The organism is Priestia megaterium (assembly GCF_041941685.1).
In the GTDB taxonomy this organism is placed as follows: domain Bacteria; phylum Bacillota; class Bacilli; order Bacillales; family Bacillaceae_H; genus Priestia; species Priestia megaterium_C.
This window is the reverse complement of record NZ_CP130958.1, coordinates 2,356,101-2,372,587: the sequence shown is the minus strand read 5'-3', so window position 1 is coordinate 2,372,587 and position 16,487 is coordinate 2,356,101. Positions and strand designations below refer to the sequence as shown.

The 16,487-nt window shown below is 38.9% G+C and carries 15 protein-coding genes; 4 read left to right on the top strand and 11 right to left on the bottom strand.

Annotated features, from left to right (window positions below; translation table 11 throughout):
• Positions 1–82: 82 nt before the first annotated feature.
• Complete coding sequence (locus Q5794_RS12220) at positions 83–688, top strand: RraA family protein (protein WP_214987004.1); 606 nt, start codon at positions 83–85, stop codon at positions 686–688.
• A 22-nt stretch (positions 689–710) separates the two neighbouring features.
• Here the strand turns inward: Q5794_RS12220 and Q5794_RS12215 are convergent, their stop codons facing one another.
• The 5 genes from Q5794_RS12215 to proC form a co-directional block, all read right to left on the bottom strand.
• Positions 711–1,073, bottom strand: coding sequence for a VOC family protein (locus Q5794_RS12215; protein WP_214987005.1), 363 nt, complete (start codon positions 1,071–1,073; stop codon positions 711–713).
• A gap of 38 nt (positions 1,074–1,111) precedes the next feature.
• Complete coding sequence (locus Q5794_RS12210) at positions 1,112–1,309, bottom strand: cold-shock protein (RefSeq protein ID WP_214987006.1); 198 nt, start codon at positions 1,307–1,309, stop codon at positions 1,112–1,114.
• Positions 1,310–1,672: 363 nt separating this feature from the next.
• Positions 1,673–2,935 (bottom strand): glutamate-5-semialdehyde dehydrogenase, encoded by a 1,263-nt coding sequence (locus Q5794_RS12205; protein ID WP_214987007.1) that lies wholly within the window; start codon positions 2,933–2,935, stop codon positions 1,673–1,675.
• 114 nt (positions 2,936–3,049) lie between these two features.
• Positions 3,050–4,156 carry a glutamate 5-kinase gene (gene proB, locus Q5794_RS12200; protein ID WP_214987008.1) on the bottom strand — a complete coding sequence of 369 codons (1,107 nt, stop codon included), beginning with the start codon at positions 4,154–4,156 and terminating at the stop codon, positions 3,050–3,052.
• 87 nt (positions 4,157–4,243) lie between these two features.
• Positions 4,244–5,086 carry a pyrroline-5-carboxylate reductase gene (gene proC / locus Q5794_RS12195; protein WP_214987009.1) on the bottom strand — a complete coding sequence of 281 codons (843 nt, stop codon included), beginning with the start codon at positions 5,084–5,086 and terminating at the stop codon, positions 4,244–4,246.
• A 453-nt stretch (positions 5,087–5,539) separates the two neighbouring features.
• Here proC and Q5794_RS12190 point away from each other — a divergent pair, with 453 nt between their 5' ends.
• Complete coding sequence (locus Q5794_RS12190) at positions 5,540–9,052, top strand: CheR family methyltransferase (RefSeq protein WP_374989137.1); 3,513 nt, start codon at positions 5,540–5,542, stop codon at positions 9,050–9,052.
• Here Q5794_RS12190 and Q5794_RS12185 read toward each other — a convergent pair.
• From Q5794_RS12185 to Q5794_RS12175, 3 genes are read right to left on the bottom strand one after another with little or no spacing between them, the layout of a single operon-like run.
• Entirely contained in the window at positions 9,049–9,633 is a 585-nt protein-coding gene (locus Q5794_RS12185) for a hypothetical protein (RefSeq protein ID WP_214987011.1), read from the bottom strand. The two genes, Q5794_RS12190 and Q5794_RS12185, sit on opposite strands and share 4 nt — an antisense overlap.
• 31 nt (positions 9,634–9,664) lie before the next feature.
• A complete protein-coding gene (locus tag Q5794_RS12180; RefSeq protein ID WP_374989136.1) occupies positions 9,665–10,321 on the bottom strand; it encodes a B12-binding domain-containing protein in 657 nt (218 codons plus the stop codon).
• A gap of 44 nt (positions 10,322–10,365) precedes the next feature.
• Positions 10,366–12,900, bottom strand: coding sequence for an AAA domain-containing protein (locus tag Q5794_RS12175; RefSeq protein ID WP_374989135.1), 2,535 nt, complete (start codon positions 12,898–12,900; stop codon positions 10,366–10,368).
• 301 nt (positions 12,901–13,201) lie between these two features.
• Here Q5794_RS12175 and Q5794_RS12170 point away from each other — a divergent pair, with 301 nt between their 5' ends.
• A complete protein-coding gene (locus Q5794_RS12170) occupies positions 13,202–14,224 on the top strand; it encodes a LysM peptidoglycan-binding and 3D domain-containing protein (RefSeq protein ID WP_214987014.1) in 1,023 nt (340 codons plus the stop codon).
• 20 nt (positions 14,225–14,244) lie between these two features.
• Here Q5794_RS12170 and Q5794_RS12165 read toward each other — a convergent pair whose 3' ends face one another.
• Together Q5794_RS12165 and Q5794_RS12160 are read right to left on the bottom strand one after the other, a co-directional pair.
• On the bottom strand, positions 14,245–14,721 hold the full coding sequence (locus Q5794_RS12165; RefSeq protein WP_192997392.1) for an N-acetyltransferase: 477 nt from the start codon (positions 14,719–14,721) through the stop codon (positions 14,245–14,247).
• Between the two features lie 2 nt (positions 14,722–14,723).
• On the bottom strand, positions 14,724–14,930 hold the full coding sequence (locus Q5794_RS12160; protein ID WP_013056980.1) for a zinc ribbon domain-containing protein: 207 nt from the start codon (positions 14,928–14,930) through the stop codon (positions 14,724–14,726).
• A gap of 221 nt (positions 14,931–15,151) precedes the next feature.
• Here Q5794_RS12160 and Q5794_RS12155 point away from each other — a divergent pair, with 221 nt between their 5' ends.
• On the top strand, positions 15,152–15,286 hold the full coding sequence (locus Q5794_RS12155) for a hypothetical protein (protein ID WP_285229690.1): 135 nt from the start codon (positions 15,152–15,154) through the stop codon (positions 15,284–15,286).
• 116 nt (positions 15,287–15,402) lie between these two features.
• On the opposite strand, the gene Q5794_RS12150 is transcribed toward Q5794_RS12155, so the two are convergent.
• A complete protein-coding gene (locus Q5794_RS12150) occupies positions 15,403–16,224 on the bottom strand; it encodes an MBL fold metallo-hydrolase (protein ID WP_192997390.1) in 822 nt (273 codons plus the stop codon).
• Positions 16,225–16,487: the final 263 nt, after the last annotated feature.

Below are 16,487 nucleotides of genomic sequence, written 5' to 3'. Positions count from 1 at the left end.
TTATCTACTTGCCTTTCATAAATAAGAGTTTTCTCTTATATGAATATGTATAGATAGACTAAAGTTAAAAAGGAGAGATACGATGTTGAATGAACAGCTCCCATTATCAACAGCAAATTTATCAGATGCAATGGAAGGTGCAAACCACTTAGACTTTTCTATTAAGCCATTGCAGCGTCATTACAAACTATTTGGACCGGCTCTTACTGTAGATACGCCTGCTGGCAATAATTACTCAGTGCTTGAAGCGATTCGACTAGCGGAGCCCGGAAGCGTGCTCGTCATTGATGGAAAAAGCTACTGTAACCGTGCCTTAGCAGGAGATTTCGTAGTAGCCATGGCGAAGCTTGTTGGAATAAGCGGTATTGTACTAGATGGTGTTATACGAGATCAGGAAGACATTGAAAAGCTCAATTTCCCCGTATTTTGTAAGGGCTCTACGATCGCAGCAAGCAGCAAAAAAGAAAAAGGGATAGTAAATGGAACCATTTCCTGCGGAGGCGTAAAAATCCATCCTGGTGATTTTATTGCAGGTGACGACGGTGGAGTCATTGTCATTCCTAAGGAGGAAACCGAAGAAGTATTAGCAAAAGCACGAGAAAAGTGGCAAAAAGATAAAGATAGAGAAAACGAAGTATTAATCAGCAAAGAAACTGTGTATACGTATTTAGATAAAGCTCTAAAATAAAAGACCTCCGCTTGGAGGTCTTTTATTTGTCATATTGTAAAAATTCTAATCGATTTCCGAACGGGTCGTGGACAAAAAAACGCTCTCTCCCTGCAATAGGCTCTTCTTCAGAAAGAGTGCATCCTGAATGTGTCAGCTTACGTTTAAGCGTATTGATATCTTCTACAACAAAAGCAGGATGCGCTTTTTCAGCAGGTATGTAGTCATCTTGAATACTAATATGCACTTCTTGAGTTCCACATTGAAACCATATGCCGCCTCTGTGCCTTAGATTTTCCGGCTTAGGCACAGTTTTCATTCCTAAAAGATTTTCATAAAAATTTCTTGCTTCTTGCTCGCATCCTTCTGGACCAAGAAGCTGAACATGATCAATTCCTAGAAACATCCACAAACCCCTTTCCAAACACGTCTTCCTAGAAGTTATTAATCAATGACTCTAGGATTGTGAATAACCTGCAGCTCTTTTACAGCTTGCTTCATTTCGCTTTTACAAATTGGACAAATTGGCTGATCTCCGCTTTTGAAATTATCTCGAACCCAACAATTACACGTATCTGATGTACATTCCCAAACTTTTGTTTCTTCAATAACAGCCGGCTCTAAATTTTTACGATTATACATACACATCGTCTCCTTTAAACAGTACTTTTTAAGTGGATAATAAATGAAGATTAACTTAGCGTGTAAATGTGGTAAATGGTGCAAGATAAAGTGATACTATACATCCGTAAATCAATCTTTGAGGAATACATACGGCGTCTTGAAAGACTAAAATATAAGTGAAGTCATAACAAAGCAGATAGCAGTTGCTATTCTTAAAACAACGGGATAGTCTGAAAAGAACAAAAATGAAGATCACAAAAATTATATATTTTACTATTATAACAGAGTTTATATTTTTTTACAAATCAGCTTCCATTTACTTATTTTTCTTTGCATAAAAAGAAAAAAAGCGAGCAAATAATTCTGCTCGCTTTTCCATTTTTATCGAGTTTGTCCGTTTCCACTCATAATATATTTAATTGTCGTAAGCGCAGGAAGTCCCATTGGACCGCGTGCATGGAGCTTTTGAGTTGAAATACCAATTTCGGCGCCAAATCCTAAAGCTCCTCCGTCAGTGAAACGCGTAGAAGCATTATGATACAATGCGGCTGCATCCACTAAAGACATAAAGCGTGATACGGCTTGTTCATCTTCCGAAATAATGGCTTCAGAGTGTTTTGTACCGTATGTTTCGATGTGGTCAATCGCTTCGTCCACACTTTCTACTACCTTCATCGCGATAGCTAAACGCAAATACTCTTCAGCCCAGTCTTTTTCAGCCGCTGGCTTTGCTCCAGGAATTTCAGCCACTGCTGCTTCGTCACCGTACACTTCAATATTATGATCGTTGAATGCTTGAATTAATTCATCTTTATGAGAATCGAGCCAGCTCTTGTGCACAAGAACCGTTTCCGCTGAGTTACACACCGCAGGTCGATCTGTTTTTGCGTTAATTAAAATTGGAATGGCCTTTTTAACATCAGCTTGTTCATCGATATAAATATGGCAGTTTCCAACTCCCGTTTCCAACACGGGTACCGTTGCGTTATTGACGACTGCTTGAATCAGTGAAGCTCCTCCGCGCGGAATTAGCACGTCAATATGCTCTTTCATGGTAAATAATTCTTGCGTAGCCGAACGATCCGTACTTGAAATAAACTGTACCGCTTCTTTAGGAACCGGCGTTTCATCAAGAGCCTTATGGATAATGTCCACGATAGCTTGGTTAGATGAAATAGCTGAAGAGCCACCTTTTAACACAATGGCATTTCCAGATTTCAATGCTAGCCCTGTTGCATCTACCGTTACGTTTGGACGTGCTTCATAAATCATTCCGATAACGCCAAGAGGCACGCGTACTTGCTTTACATCTAGACCGTTATCCAATGTCCAGCTTGATAAGATATCTCCTGTTGGATCGTCTAGCTCAGCAACTTCACGAAGGCCGTTGGCAAATTCTTTTACACGTTCCGCTGAAAGAGCAAGGCGGTCCATCAGCGCTTCGTAAAACCCTTTTTCTTTCCCGTTTTTTAAGTCTACTTCATTTGCTTTTAAAATATACTCCGTGTTGTTTTCAAGTGTAGAGGCAATCGTTAACAGCGCATCGTTTTTTTGTTCTGTTGTTAGTAAACTTAATTGCTTAGCTGCTTTTTTTGCTGAAATAGCTTGTTCTTCTACTGAATACTTTTCATTTGTTTGTAACACCAAATCACTCCTGGATTCGTTTTAGTTTTGTTTGATTTTAAAGTGTGAGGCATAAGAGGTAAATGCAATCATGCAAAGAAAAGGAAGGGCTCCTTTTCTTTACAGCATGTTTGCTTACAAACCGACCGGTACTGGAATTTCTAAGTGACACACTAGACCTTCGCTGTCTACAATCGGTTGATCAATTGGCTCATTCAGTGCAAGTTCATCAGATGAATAATTTGTCACGCCAAGAGCCAGCTCATTTTCGTCTTTATCTAGAATACGTACAACTGCTCGTTCACTAAAGTGGCCTTTAATATATTTAACGTGCTCGCGAAGTAAAGGCTCTTTATCTTCAATAATTGCACGTTTCGCGGCGTCTTCGACTACTATTTCCCCTTCAGGACCAGAGTTAAACGCAATCCACTGCTTTTTCTGATTAAGGTTCGCAGAATTATCTTCAGATTCAAAATACGTTCCTGTTGCATCTCCATCAACCGCTTGTGTTAAAATGTTTGGCACGCCAGCTCTTCCTAAAAATGCTGGGATTCCTGACGCCATAGCGATTTTGAACGCGTCAATTTTCGAGCGCATACCGCCTGTTCCAACTGAACTTCCTGAATCTCCTGCAGATTCTTCGATTTCTTGTGTGATTTCCCCTACGTGAGGAACTAATTTTGCATTTGGATCCTGGCGAGGGTCCGCGCTGTATAAGCCATCGATATCCGATAAAATAATAAGCAGGTCGGAATCCACTAGTCCAGCAACTTTAGCTGAAAGTGTATCATTATCGCCAAATTTTAATCGATTGATGGTTACCGTGTCGTTTTCATTGACAATTGGCACAATGCCGCGTTCTAACAGCACGTTAATTGTATTTCGTGCATTGTTGTAACGATTTTCGTCTGAAAAATCATCTCTCGTAATTAAGATTTGAGAAGCAACGTATCCATGTGATAGAAACAGTTCTGAATAAGCCTCCATTAACAGTCCTTGACCGATTGAGGCAGCTGCTTGTTTTTCAGGTAAAGAGCTAGGTCGCTCTAAGCAGCCAAGCTTGCGGTACCCTGCAGCTACAGCTCCTGATGAAACTAATAGCACTTCATGACCGCTATCTTTTAAGTCTACGACTTGATCCACAAGGCGCTCGAGCTTCCGTCTGCTGATTTCACCGTGTGAACTTGTTAATGAACTACTTCCAATTTTAATTACAACCCGCTTCTTATTGTCGGGACTCATCAAATCACTCCTAGTGTGTTCTGTATGTTTTCTTGTTTATGATTATTTTTTTGTGGTGAGGAATTCACGAAGAAGATAAGTGACGAATTAATTAGTACTTGCCACTTTTTGTAGTTGAGCACTCATTTCTTTTGAACGCTTTGATGCTCCTTTGACTGCTTGCATCATTGCTTCTCCGCCGCCGTGTTTAGCTAAGGCGTCTAAACCAGCCGCTGTTGTACCGTTTGGAGACGTCACATTTTCACGAAGCTCCGTCGGCGTTTCATCTCTTTCCATCATCATTCTTGCTGCACCGTAAATGGTTTGGGCGCCAATTTCACGTGCTAGCTCAGGATCGAGACCTTCTTCTTTAGCTGCTTTTTCGATATGCTCCATAAGGAAATAAAAATAAGCGGGTCCACTTCCGGCAATTCCTGTGAAAATGTCCATTTGAGGCTCATCAATCACGTATACCTTTCCGATTGCAGAAAGCAGCTCTTTTGCTGTTAGCACAGCATCCATTGCAGCATATTGACCTGGAGATATAGCCGTTGCTGATTGCTGAATCATACTTGATGTATTCGGCATCACTCGAATGACCTGCTGTTCATCATGCAATAACTCTTCCATGTAAGAAGACGAAATCCCTGCAAGAACAGATAGGACAAGCTGGTCTTTGTTGATTTGAGGCTTTAATTCGTTTAATGCCTCTTCAGCGCCTTTTGGCTTCATCGCTAGAATAAAAACGTCAATGTCATCTGTTTTCAGCTCGCTGCGCTTTACTGCTGTGATACCATATCTATTTTCAAGTTCATGCAGTCGCGCATCATTGCTTCGATTTGTTACGATAATATTTTCAGCAGGTAATTTCTCTGCATTGACCATACCAGAAATCATCGCTTCTGCCATTGATCCAGCACCTAAAAAAGCAACTTTTTGTTTTTGATCCATCAAATCTCCCCTGTCATTTGTTCGTATTTTTGTTCTCGTTTCTTTCAACGGTTCCTATAGTAACATGCTGAAAAAGAGTGTCAAGTTGAATTTAACCGTTTTTTTCCTCCTTGAGCGTATAACCTTATGCATATGTAAGCGTAAACAAAACTTTTTTTAAATATTTTTTTCTGCAAAAAAAAACGATTTTTTTTATAAAAATACGTTTATATAAAGAAAATCGGGGCATACTATATAGTTTGGACTTTAAAATTTTTTTTGCAAAAAATAGAGGAATTTTGAAAACGTTATTTGAACAATATAATAGGTTTGCTAAAATGAACCTATGTACCAGCATCTTGGTTTTTTTAAAAAAATTTACTTTTGATGTAAACCACGCTGTGCTGTCGACATTAAAATAAACAAAACGACATACAGTCTAGGAAGTGTCTAAACATTATTGGAGGTTCTATTATGAAGAACAACTCGTTTTCTACAGTTCCATCGTCTTCAGAAGGAATAGAGAAACAGGATTTACACGTTGTGGGAATTGGCGCTTCTGCCGGAGGGTTAGAAGCTATTGAGCAGTTTTTCGCTAATATGCCTTCACCAAATGGAATGGCGTTTATTATTGTGCAACACCTTTCCTCTAAGTATAAAAGTTTTATGCCAGAACTTTTAGCAAAAAAAACAGGAATGAATATCAAACTGACACAAGACGGGATGACTTTACAAGAAGACACAATTTATTTAAATCCTCCCCATCATTACGTGACCGTTGTTGATCATACTCTTCGCCTTCGTCCTTATGAAGAAAATGATCAGGTAAAGTACCCGATTGACGCCTTTTTTCATTCTCTGGCTGCTGCAAAAAAACACCGGTGCACAGCCATTATTTTATCGGGAAAAGGAAATGATGGAACAGGAGGAGCAAAAACGATACGAGAGTATGGCGGAACTGTACTTGTACAAGATGAAAGCACAGCAAAGTACAGGGATATGCCCCTAAGCGCTATTGATGCACACCTTGCTGATTATATTCTTTCTCCTGCTGATATGCCTGACCTTGTGCAAACGCATGTCAGCCAAACTGAATTTACATATAATGAAGAAACGCTGCAATACATATATTCATTAATAAAGAAGAAAACAGGCATCGACTTCTCTATGTATAAAAAAAACACGGTGCTGAGACGACTTGAAAAGAGGATGGCTTTACTCGATCCGCCCTCTCAAACGATGGAAGAATACCGGGACTATTTATGTAAAGAAGCCGAAGAAATCGTCGAACTGCAGCGAGACTTGCTGATTGGAGTGACACAATTTCTTAGAGATAAAGAAGCATTCTCTATTATTGAAGAACAAGTCATCCCTCAATTAGATGAAATCCGCATCTGGGTAGCAGGTTGTTCTACTGGTCAAGAAGCATATACATTAGCTATTTTGCTTCATGACTATTTATCAACAATCAACCGTTATTTCGATGTCCGAATCTTTGCTACGGACATCGATCGTCATGCAATCAAAAGAGCTAGTCAAGGTATTTATGAAGAAGCGGAAGTTCATTCCTTCTCAGCAGCTCAGATTAATGAATATTTTGAGCAAACAAAACACGGGAATTATCAAGTTAAAAAAACAATCCGCAAAATGATTGTTTTTGCCCCGCATAATATAGGAAAAGACTCGCCTTTTGTAAACGTTGATTTAATTAGCTGTCGAAATATGATGATTTACTTCCAAGCTGAACTGCAGCAGCGCATTCTGTCTCTTTTTCATTTTTCTTTAACAGAAGAAGGCGTACTTTTTTTAGGACCTAGTGAAACAACGGGAAACTTGTCTGATTTGTTCCGCCCTATCAACAGTAAGTGGAAAATATTTAAGCGTTCCGGGCAGCCCAGCCGACAAATTACGGGAACTTTTAATCTTTCGAAATCCAACTTGCATGAAGGTGATTTTTCTAGCGTGCCGCTGCCAAGTCAACTTTATAAGCCTCTTCCTTCACTTAAATTAGATGAGATGTATCAGTCAATGATTGATCACTTTATGAGCCCTTGTCTTGTATTAAATGAATATAACGAAGTGATATTTTGTTCAAAAGAAGCGACTCAGCTTATTAACGTTCCTGTAGGGAAAATTAATTATACAATTTTCAAAATGGTTCCAGTTCACGTCTCTTTAGCCATTGGAGCAGCTATTAAACGCGTAAAAGAGCAAGGTATGAGCGTATGCTGTCAGCACATTGAGTTTGTCATAAACAACGTGCAGCGCCGTTTTAATATTACGATATCTGCCCTTCCAACAAATCACTCTCTTTACTTACTTATGTTTGATGAACAGACAGATGGTGCCATTATTGATAAGGAAGAGCCCATGCTTCTTAATCAAACAAGCTCTATTAGTGAGCTTGTAGTAGATTTAGAGCAAGAGCTTCATTACACGCAGCAGCATTTGCAAACGACGATTGAAGAGCTAGAAACAGCAAATGAGGAGCTAAAGTCCACAAACGAAGAACTGATTGCTTCTAACGAAGAACTGCAGTCTGTTAATGAAGAGTTAATTAGTGTTAACAATCAGTACGAGCGAAAGATTGAAGAATTAACGGACTTAAACAACGATATCGATAATTTATTAATCAGTACAACTATTGCTACCATCTTTTTAGACGAGCAGCTGAATATTAAATTATTTACGCCGAAAACGAAAACAGTGATCAACGTTCTTCATCAAGATATTGGAAGACCTTTCTTTCATATTTCGCATAACTTTAGATATGACCATCTAATCGAGGATGCAATGCACGTTTTAAGAACAAATAACACCCTTCAAAAAGAAATTCAAAGCTACGATAACCAATGGTACAGCATGAAAATGATGCCTTATCGTACAAATGAGAATTTAATTAACGGTGTAGTTATTACGTTTATTAATATTACAGAAATTAAACGATCAAATGAAGAATTGGCTATTACATCATTTGCAGTCGCTCACAGTCCTACGGGCATTTTTATTACCGATCATCAAGGTAAAATTAAGTACATTAATCAAAAATTCATGGAGCAAAAGCATGCGCCGCAGGAAGTATTTGGGTTACATCTCTATGACTTATATACAAAAAAGCTGGGGGTTAAAAGATTTCCCAAGATTTGGAATGAAGTATACAGAGGAGAAAAATGGAACGGAGAAATTTCCTACGTTCAAGAAGACGGAGAAACCGTTTGGGAACAGTTAGCCTTAATGCCTGTTAAAAATGATCAGGATGAAATCATCCATTACATTGGGTTAAGCGAAGACATTTCACAGCGCAAACAGTCGGAAATGATGCTCAAAAATTCAGAGATGCTGTCAGCACTTGGACAGCTGGCTGCTGGCATTGCCCATGAAATACGAAACCCTCTTACATCATTAAAGGGCTTTTTACAGCTTATGATGCAAGAAGAAACGTATAAAAAAGAATATATGGATGTCATGATGTCCGAGTTTAACCGCTTAGAACTAATCATTAGCGAACTGCTCATTCTAGCCAAACCCAAAGTCGTAAAATATGAAAATAAACAGATAAATTTAATTCTTCAAGACGTATGTACGCTGCTGCATACACAGGCCATTCTTAAAAACATTACTATTTCAACAGATTTTGAAGAAAAATTACCTGTTGTTCATTGTATTGAAAAAGATATGAAACAAGTATTTATCAACATGGTGAAAAATTCTATTGAAGCGATGGATGACCCCGGGTCTATTCTGGTGGTATCTAAATTTGATCCAGATACAAATCAAGTAGTCGTCCAAGTGATAGATGAAGGAAAAGGCATGCCGAAAGATCGATTAACACGAATTAGCGAGCCTTTCTATACAACAAAAGAAAAAGGAACAGGATTAGGATTGATGGTGAGTCACAAAATCATTAGTAATCATAAAGGAAGCATTTCGTATGATAGTGAAGAAGGAAAAGGAACAACGGTAGAAATCCGATTGCCGCTTTCTTAATGTACTTTGTTCTTCTGCCTTAAACATTCAAGCTCCTGATTAATTACATCTTGGATGTCAAACAAATGTGTAGAGACCAATTCAATATATTCTCCTTTTCCTGCTTCAATTACGTCGGAGCGGATAATACTTAGGAGGTCTTGAATGGTTAGCACATTTGTTTTCATTTCTCGAAAATGACGCTGAAGATCAACTAGCTGCATTTTTTTCGCCGTTTCTACATCTGTTTCCCTGACTGAAAAATCTTGGTTCACTTGTGATGAGTCTTGCATAAGTATAGAGCGAAACTGTTGAAGAGTTGATTGAACACTTGTCATATGCTCATGAATAGGATAACAGAAAACAGCGTGCAGCGAATGATAGGCTTCAGGCTTAAAATGAAAATCAAAAAGAGCAACCGGATTAGAAAACGTGCGCATATTTACTTCGATTTGCACTTCTTCCTTTCCCTGGAGTGCTCTTTTTACTTTTTCTTGGCTGTCTTCATCAACTAGATCTAAAAAGTTCTGAAGAGGCGGGAAATTTTTCGTGACGCTTGGTGTAAATTCAATTATTTCGTTGTCTTTATTGAGTAAAAACATTGGAACCGGAATGTGTTGAATCGCAAACTGATCATATTTCTTCCCCCATTGCTAACATTTTATCTTGCGTCGAACTTTCTTTATTGTTGATTAGAAGCCCGTCTTTAAAAGTTTGAATATGATTAATGAATATGGTTCTTGAAGATCCTGAAGCCGACAAATCGTGCTTGTTGAGAAGCCTGCTGCCTACCAATACAAGTGGGTGTTGCGACATGCTTTCAATCTCAGCAATATACTTTTGTAAATCCGGCAAGAGGTGTACTTGCGAGACAGACAAGCACACTACATCAAGGTCCCATCTTTCAATGCTTTTTAGAGCAAACGGCAGCGGCAAATTTGCTCCTAAATTTTTAACTTCCCATCCCTGTTCTCTCATAAGTCCTGCAATCATTTTAATGCCTAAGTAATGCTCTTCTCCTTCAATGCAAAAAAGAAGTGCTCGATGGCGCTGAGGCAATTGATGCTGTGATAGCTGAAAGCGAGTTAACATATAGTCACAGGCTGCAGTAGCCAAATGCTCGTCCGCGACTGAAATTTTATTTTCTTGCCACCTTTTCCCTATCTCGTACATTGCTTCTGTCAGAAACGTGTATACGTCAGTTGAAGAATGGCCTTCTTCTATATACATAGCAATGAGCAGCCAGCTTTTTTGAACGTCTCCTTCTAGCAAACAATCAGCTAAAGCCACTACATTACGAGAGTAAACGATAAGATCACGCCCTTTTCCTAAAGTTACAATAAATCTCTAGGCAAAACTTCCTTTTTGCAAGATGGACAACATGCATAGACGCCTTTATTTTCATCATACTCTACGTTCATCGGCTGCTTGCATGCTTTACATACAGCATGTACGTAGTTTAAATATTTTTCCACTAATAAACGTGTTGCTCCACTTGTTTTCCCGCAATAATAGCAAATAAACCTTACTTTTCCTTTTTTTGTTATCTCTACTTCTCGCATATGCTGACAAGATTCACAGCGATCCCAGCTGCGAAGGTAATTGCTCAAAGAATATTGTGGTTTATTTGTTTCTATATACATTTTCGTTTCTTGATTTCTTGTTTTATCTTCGGTAAAGTCAATTGACCGAATAAGCTGTTTAGCGCCTAGCTTTGATTCAATTCTAGCTGCCATAAATGCTTCATTCTTTCCGCCATAAGGCATATTAATCCATATAGTGGATTCATCGATTATAAGCAGTGACATCGGAACAGCAGATGAAATGACATGAGCACCGTCAATTCGAACTTTTGTTGGTTCACGAGTAAGAACGGTCACTTCACCTTTAAGCGAATTTAACACATCCCGTATTTCTTGAGGAACAAGGGAAGCATAAGGAATACACAATAAAATCTGCTGCCGAGCTTGATATAAGTCTTTTTTTAACTGACTGCTGTTCGATGGATGGTACCAAATCAATTTAGGATGCTGAATGACTTCTTTTAAAAATTGCTGAGGTTGATATACTTTTTGATTTTCGTTAAAGTGGTTGACCAACTTCCATAACGCTCGCTCCTTTGGCACATGCTGCTGGGCAAACGACTCGTCTGAAAGCATAATAAATTTTCCTTTTGAACGCGTCACCGCCACATTTACCAATCGATCGCTATTTTCATTTGTTAAAAGTAACCCTGGTTTTGACTGCGGCTTTGTATCGACCGTATCAAAAATCATGATATCTCGTTCCGCGCCTTGAAATTTGTGTACGGTTGCTGCAATTATATCGCTAGCTGGTTCAATATCTTGAAGAAATGCGTTGATCAATTTAGCTTGAGACTTATAAGGAGTTACATAGCCAAGAGTAGCCGAAGAAGCTTTGCGTGCCCGCAGCATCAAACTTACCGCCAAAACAGCCGTTATCACATTGTAACGTGAGCCGGAAGCGACATCTCGCATAGCGGAAGAATGCAAATGACCAATGTTAAGCATAAACGCTGCTTCATGAGCAAACGGCCGGCTGCCTGCTACCACTTCTCGACTTGTTGTGACAGATGGATGATCTGCTACTCGATTGCTGTAAATATAGCGATTTGTAAAAGCTGAGATATCTTTATGCATTCTTCTTTGCTTCGTCAACATAAAAAGATGCGGGTGTATCTCACCGCTTTCTACTTGCTCTACAAGACCCGTCTGCTCAAATAAATCTCGCTGCAGCCACTTCTTCACTTCAGCATGAGAAGATTGAGATACCGGGGGAAGCTGTTTAAAATCGCCGCATACGACAATTCGTTTTCCTAACGTAGCTGCAAAAGCAATTTGCGGTGCATATGCCATGCTAATTTCATCTACCACAACCATATCAAATTCACTTTGATAAAGTAATCGGTCAATAGCCGCTTTTGATAAAGTAGTGCCTACAATATACGCTTGATCAAAAACATTTTTCTCCGCTTCAATCCACTTGTTACGAAGGGCGTTTAGCTTTTTGTTAACTTGCTGAAGCTGGTGAGCTCTATTGGGATACCTGCTTAAGTAAACTCGTTCTTCTTGTAAATCACGCATCTCCTGAGCTAAATCCGGATCATCTTCTCCAATGACTTCTTCTACTTTTATATTTTCTAAGCCGCTGCTTTTTGTTGCTCCGTATCGAATGAGTTTTCCTTTTTTCCAAGCTTCTTTCTTTTTTAACTGACGCGCAGTTTCTTGCAGCAAACCGTCCACCGCTGCATTACTGTGAGATAATAAAAGGATCCGCTTTGATTTCCGGTAATAGCTTGCCGCGATTTTGGACAGCGTGTATGTTTTTCCTGTTCCAGGAGGCCCCCAAATATACGTAGTACGGTTATAACGCGCTCGCATCAACACTTCATGAAGAGCATTCTTAGACGTATACTCCTTATGACGAACAGGACTATCACCTCTCATAAGACGTTTGATTCTCACTATTTTTTGCCTGTAATCTTTTGCTTCCGTGAGTCTATCAATGAGAGCCTGCAATAATTCCCATGGTTCGTTATATATATCGAGTTCGTCTACTTCTTGTCCAATAAACGCATCTATTTTAAGGTACAAATCAAACCCTTCTGTTCCGATAACTTCTCCTTTACTTTCTTTATGCTGGTGGACAAGGCGTACCTGAGCTCCATCAAAAAGGTATAAATCGGCTGTGCGTTCAAACCGGTAAAGATACGCATCCTCCTGCTGCCCTAAGTACTCTCCTTTTCCTACCGTATACTTTTCTCCGCCGTGTTTCTTCATATAATTAATCTCAATTGAAAGTGCGCGCACCCATGCTTTTAAATATGAAGAGATAGAGCGTTTTTCCATAGATGTCTAACTCCCTTTTTATCCGTTCATTTCTAACTTGTCTATTCTATCATGTCATTTGAATATAGCATAGCTTCTTTCTTCTTCATTTTTATAAAAGCAGAACACCTTTTTTACTATTCTATCTCTACAGACAAATTAAGACTTTTTTCATCATAATCGTAGAAAAACCGCGTTTTTTCTATAACTTTAGACGTATTGTTACAAACTTGTAATATAAAACCTACCATTTTGTCATGAGTTTGTTACATATTGCTGATAGAATAAGAGACAACTATTGGAAATAAAGGAGAAATATTAGATGAAAAAACACATTTTTACATTAGGGGCTACAGCTTTAGTATCAATTGGAATTGCAGACGCAGCATCAGCTGACACAGACACGCATAAAGTAAAAGCTGGAGAAACGTTATTCAGCATCTCACAGCAGCATAATGTAACAGTTGAAGACTTAAAAAAGTGGAACGGTCTTTCTTCCACATTAATTTATGCAAACCAAACATTACAAATTGGATCTACATCTACTGACTCTTCATCTAGTTCAACTCCAACTACGACATCTTCAAATCATACATATACAGTAAAATCAGGCGACACGCTTTATCGTATCGCTAAAAACAACGGTACTTCTGTACAGCAGCTAAAAGAGTGGAATAACTTATCTAGTCATTTAATTTATGTGAATCAAGTACTAAAAATAAGCGGAACAGGGACTGTTTCATCATCACCTTCAGCACCTGTACAAGAAAAAACAAACGAAACGCAAGCATCCCCGGCTCCTAGCAACAGTAAAAGTTACAAAGTTCAGCCTGGAGATACAATGTGGAGCGTAGCACAGCGACACGGCATTTCAATTTCTCAATTAAAACAGTGGAATAACTTATCGTCTAATACGATTTACATTAATCAAGTGCTACAAGTAGGCGGACAAGCTGCAGCTCAGGCGAAACCATCAACGCCATCACCTGCTGCTCCTTCAACACCGTCGACTTCAGCACCGGCACCTGCTCCAGCGCAAGAAAGCAAGTCGGTTTCAAAAGAGATTACGGTTGAAGCAACAGCTTATACTGCTTACTGTGCGGGCTGCAGCGGAATCACTGCTACAGGCATCGACCTAAGGTCCAATCCTAATCGAAAAGTAATTGCAGTTGATCCTCGCGTGATTCCATTAGGTTCTCGTGTATACGTAGAAGGTTACGGAGAAGCAATTGCTGGAGATACTGGCGGTGCCATTAAAGGCACTCGCGTTGATTTATTTATGGCATCTCAAAGCTCAGCTTTAAATTGGGGACGCAAAACGGTAAAACTTCAAATTTTAGATTAATCACTAAAAGCAGAAGCGTGTTAGTCGCTTCTGCTTTTTAATTTTTTTTCAAACATAATCATATCGATAGCTTGCAAGCCATTCTCGTAAATCGGTGGAACGTACTGCAAAAAGAAATTCTTTTTGACACCACTTTGATAAAAGCCTGCCTTTTTATAAAATGCTATGTTTTCAAGACTGGAGTCCGCTGTTCCTACAATCATTTTAGAATAATGGTTACACTCATACAATGCTTCTAACTTTTTAATGACTTTGCTGCCGATTCCTTTTCTTCTGTATGCTTCTTTTAAACCGATATTCTTTACTTCTACTGCCGATTCCTTTTCATCGGTGAGGCACTGCACAACTCCTATCTCCTTCTTTTCATACACAATGGTAAATAAGGAACCTTCATTTATATACGACTTTACCACTTTTTCGTCTTCATCCCCTATTAATAGCAGGTTCAAATAGGAAGCGCGCCTATCTTTGTGGATTTCAATAAGGTCGATACTCATCTTTATCCTCCAAAAAATAAGTCAATAATATTGCTGCCTCTTGAAGATGATTTATTATATAGCTCTGAATATCCGCAGTTCGTGCAATATACCACTGTAAAGTGATTGTGCTGAACATCTAAGTATCTAGACAGTCCCGTTCCCGTTGTAGCAATTTCTTTTGTTTGTGCTTCTGTATGTCCGCATTTTACACAACCGTTTTTCCCCATTGTCATACTCCTTTATAAATAAAATAATTTCTTATTTATATAAACGGATAGAAAAGGGAAAAGTTTCATTTAATTGATAAATAAAGGAATCAAGGAAAGAGGCTGGGACAAAAGTAGTTTAAATGAAAAAAATCCAAATTATTAATCGGAATTCTCGATTGATAATTTGGATTTTTACGTTGTCATGGTGAACCTAGGTTTTATGTAACTGCTTCTAGCTGTTGATTGGAGGACAAGGCGAAGACTCCTGCGGGAAAAGCGGAACAGGTGAGACCCCGCAGGAGCGCAAGGGACGAGGAGGCCCAGGGACCGCCCGCGGAAAGCGAAGCCTTGCACGGAAATCAACAGCGGTGTAACAAGCTATTTGTACTAGCTCATGCATCCAATTTATTCGTCTTTAGATGGGATTGACTTAGTTATATCTCAATTTCTTCTTACTTTAATATCAACGTTCTAACTGTACACTCGATTTCTATGACAGCATTTCTCTTTTCATAATTTCAACGTTTTTTTGATGACATTGTGCGGTGAAATCAGAGGGAAACGCCAGTTTATCATTTAGCTTATCGAGCGCTTCTTTACTTTTTTCTTTCACTGCCGCTTGCAGTTCATCTAAATAAGAGCTGGCCATCTCCACTCGCCTTTGAATTTCAGCTCGGTAATGTGTCGTTTTCCCGTGCCCGGGAACTAGCGTTAGATTTTGGTGCTTAGCTAAAATGTGTCGCGCAGTGGCAAGTGTGTCGCGGTAATCGTTTACACTTTCATATATGTACGGATATTCAAAATCCGATAAATAATCCCCTGCAATCCATATTGAATCATCGACAATCATAAATAGGCCATCGTTTGTATGACCTTTTGCAAAATAACAGGTAATGGATGTTTCACCTAAAGTAATATGCTGTTCATTTTCGGTTACAACAATATCCAACTCTGGGAATATAATATCATGAGATCTTTTTATATAATAGTCATGATCAAACTGCTTAATCATTTGAACTTTTTCTTCTTTGTCCGGATGATGTTCTAAAAATTTGCTGCCGATAAAGGTGGCATTTAATTCTAAGAAAGCCCCATACCCAATGACGTGATCAAAATCTCCGTGAGTAAAAAACACATACAGTTTGCGGTGGTTTAAGATCTCTTGAACATGCTGTTTAATTTCATTAATTTCGTGAGGAAGCCACGTTGGATCGACAACAATGACACAGTCTTTTGTTTCAATCACTGCAGATGTTGTTTGAAATAGCGCGCTTTCAAAAACCGTCATTTGCTCCGTTTTATATTGAATCATGAGAACAGCTCCTTATTTTTTCTATCACCTTTATTATAGCGGAAATAGAGAGATAAGGGCGCGTATGACGGTTTATAAAACGAAACTATGCAAGATGTGATAAAATGCGGAACCAGCCAAACAATGAAATCCAAATAGGAATACTAAATAAGGTTCCCCAAAATAAACCTTTCAAAAAGTTCCCTTGATTCATTCTGATATTCCTCACCTTCATCGTATGTTGGTTCTTAGTCTAGCGCAGCTTAATGAAATTTTAGTGAAAA

What these genes read in the sequence shown, in the direction of transcription:
- Q5794_RS12220 (WP_214987004.1), top strand. Translation starts at nt 83, where the DNA reads ATGTTGAATGAACAGCTCCCATTATCAACAGCAAATTTATCAGATGCA.
- Q5794_RS12215 (WP_214987005.1), bottom strand. Translation starts at nt 1,073, where the DNA reads ATGTTTCTAGGAATTGATCATGTTCAGCTTCTTGGTCCAGAAGGATGC.
- Q5794_RS12210 (WP_214987006.1), bottom strand. Translation starts at nt 1,309, where the DNA reads ATGTATAATCGTAAAAATTTAGAGCCGGCTGTTATTGAAGAAACAAAA.
- proB (WP_214987008.1), bottom strand. Translation starts at nt 4,156, where the DNA reads ATGAGTCCCGACAATAAGAAGCGGGTTGTAATTAAAATTGGAAGTAGT.
- proC (WP_214987009.1), bottom strand. Translation starts at nt 5,086, where the DNA reads ATGGATCAAAAACAAAAAGTTGCTTTTTTAGGTGCTGGATCAATGGCA.
- Q5794_RS12190 (WP_374989137.1), top strand. Translation starts at nt 5,540, where the DNA reads ATGAAGAACAACTCGTTTTCTACAGTTCCATCGTCTTCAGAAGGAATA.
- Q5794_RS12185 (WP_214987011.1), bottom strand. Translation starts at nt 9,633, where the DNA reads ATGTTTTTACTCAATAAAGACAACGAAATAATTGAATTTACACCAAGC.
- Q5794_RS12175 (WP_374989135.1), bottom strand. Translation starts at nt 12,900, where the DNA reads ATGGAAAAACGCTCTATCTCTTCATATTTAAAAGCATGGGTGCGCGCA.
- Q5794_RS12170 (WP_214987014.1), top strand. Translation starts at nt 13,202, where the DNA reads ATGAAAAAACACATTTTTACATTAGGGGCTACAGCTTTAGTATCAATT.
- Q5794_RS12165 (WP_192997392.1), bottom strand. Translation starts at nt 14,721, where the DNA reads ATGAGTATCGACCTTATTGAAATCCACAAAGATAGGCGCGCTTCCTAT.
- Q5794_RS12160 (WP_013056980.1), bottom strand. Translation starts at nt 14,930, where the DNA reads ATGGGGAAAAACGGTTGTGTAAAATGCGGACATACAGAAGCACAAACA.
- Q5794_RS12150 (WP_192997390.1), bottom strand. Translation starts at nt 16,224, where the DNA reads ATGATTCAATATAAAACGGAGCAAATGACGGTTTTTGAAAGCGCGCTA.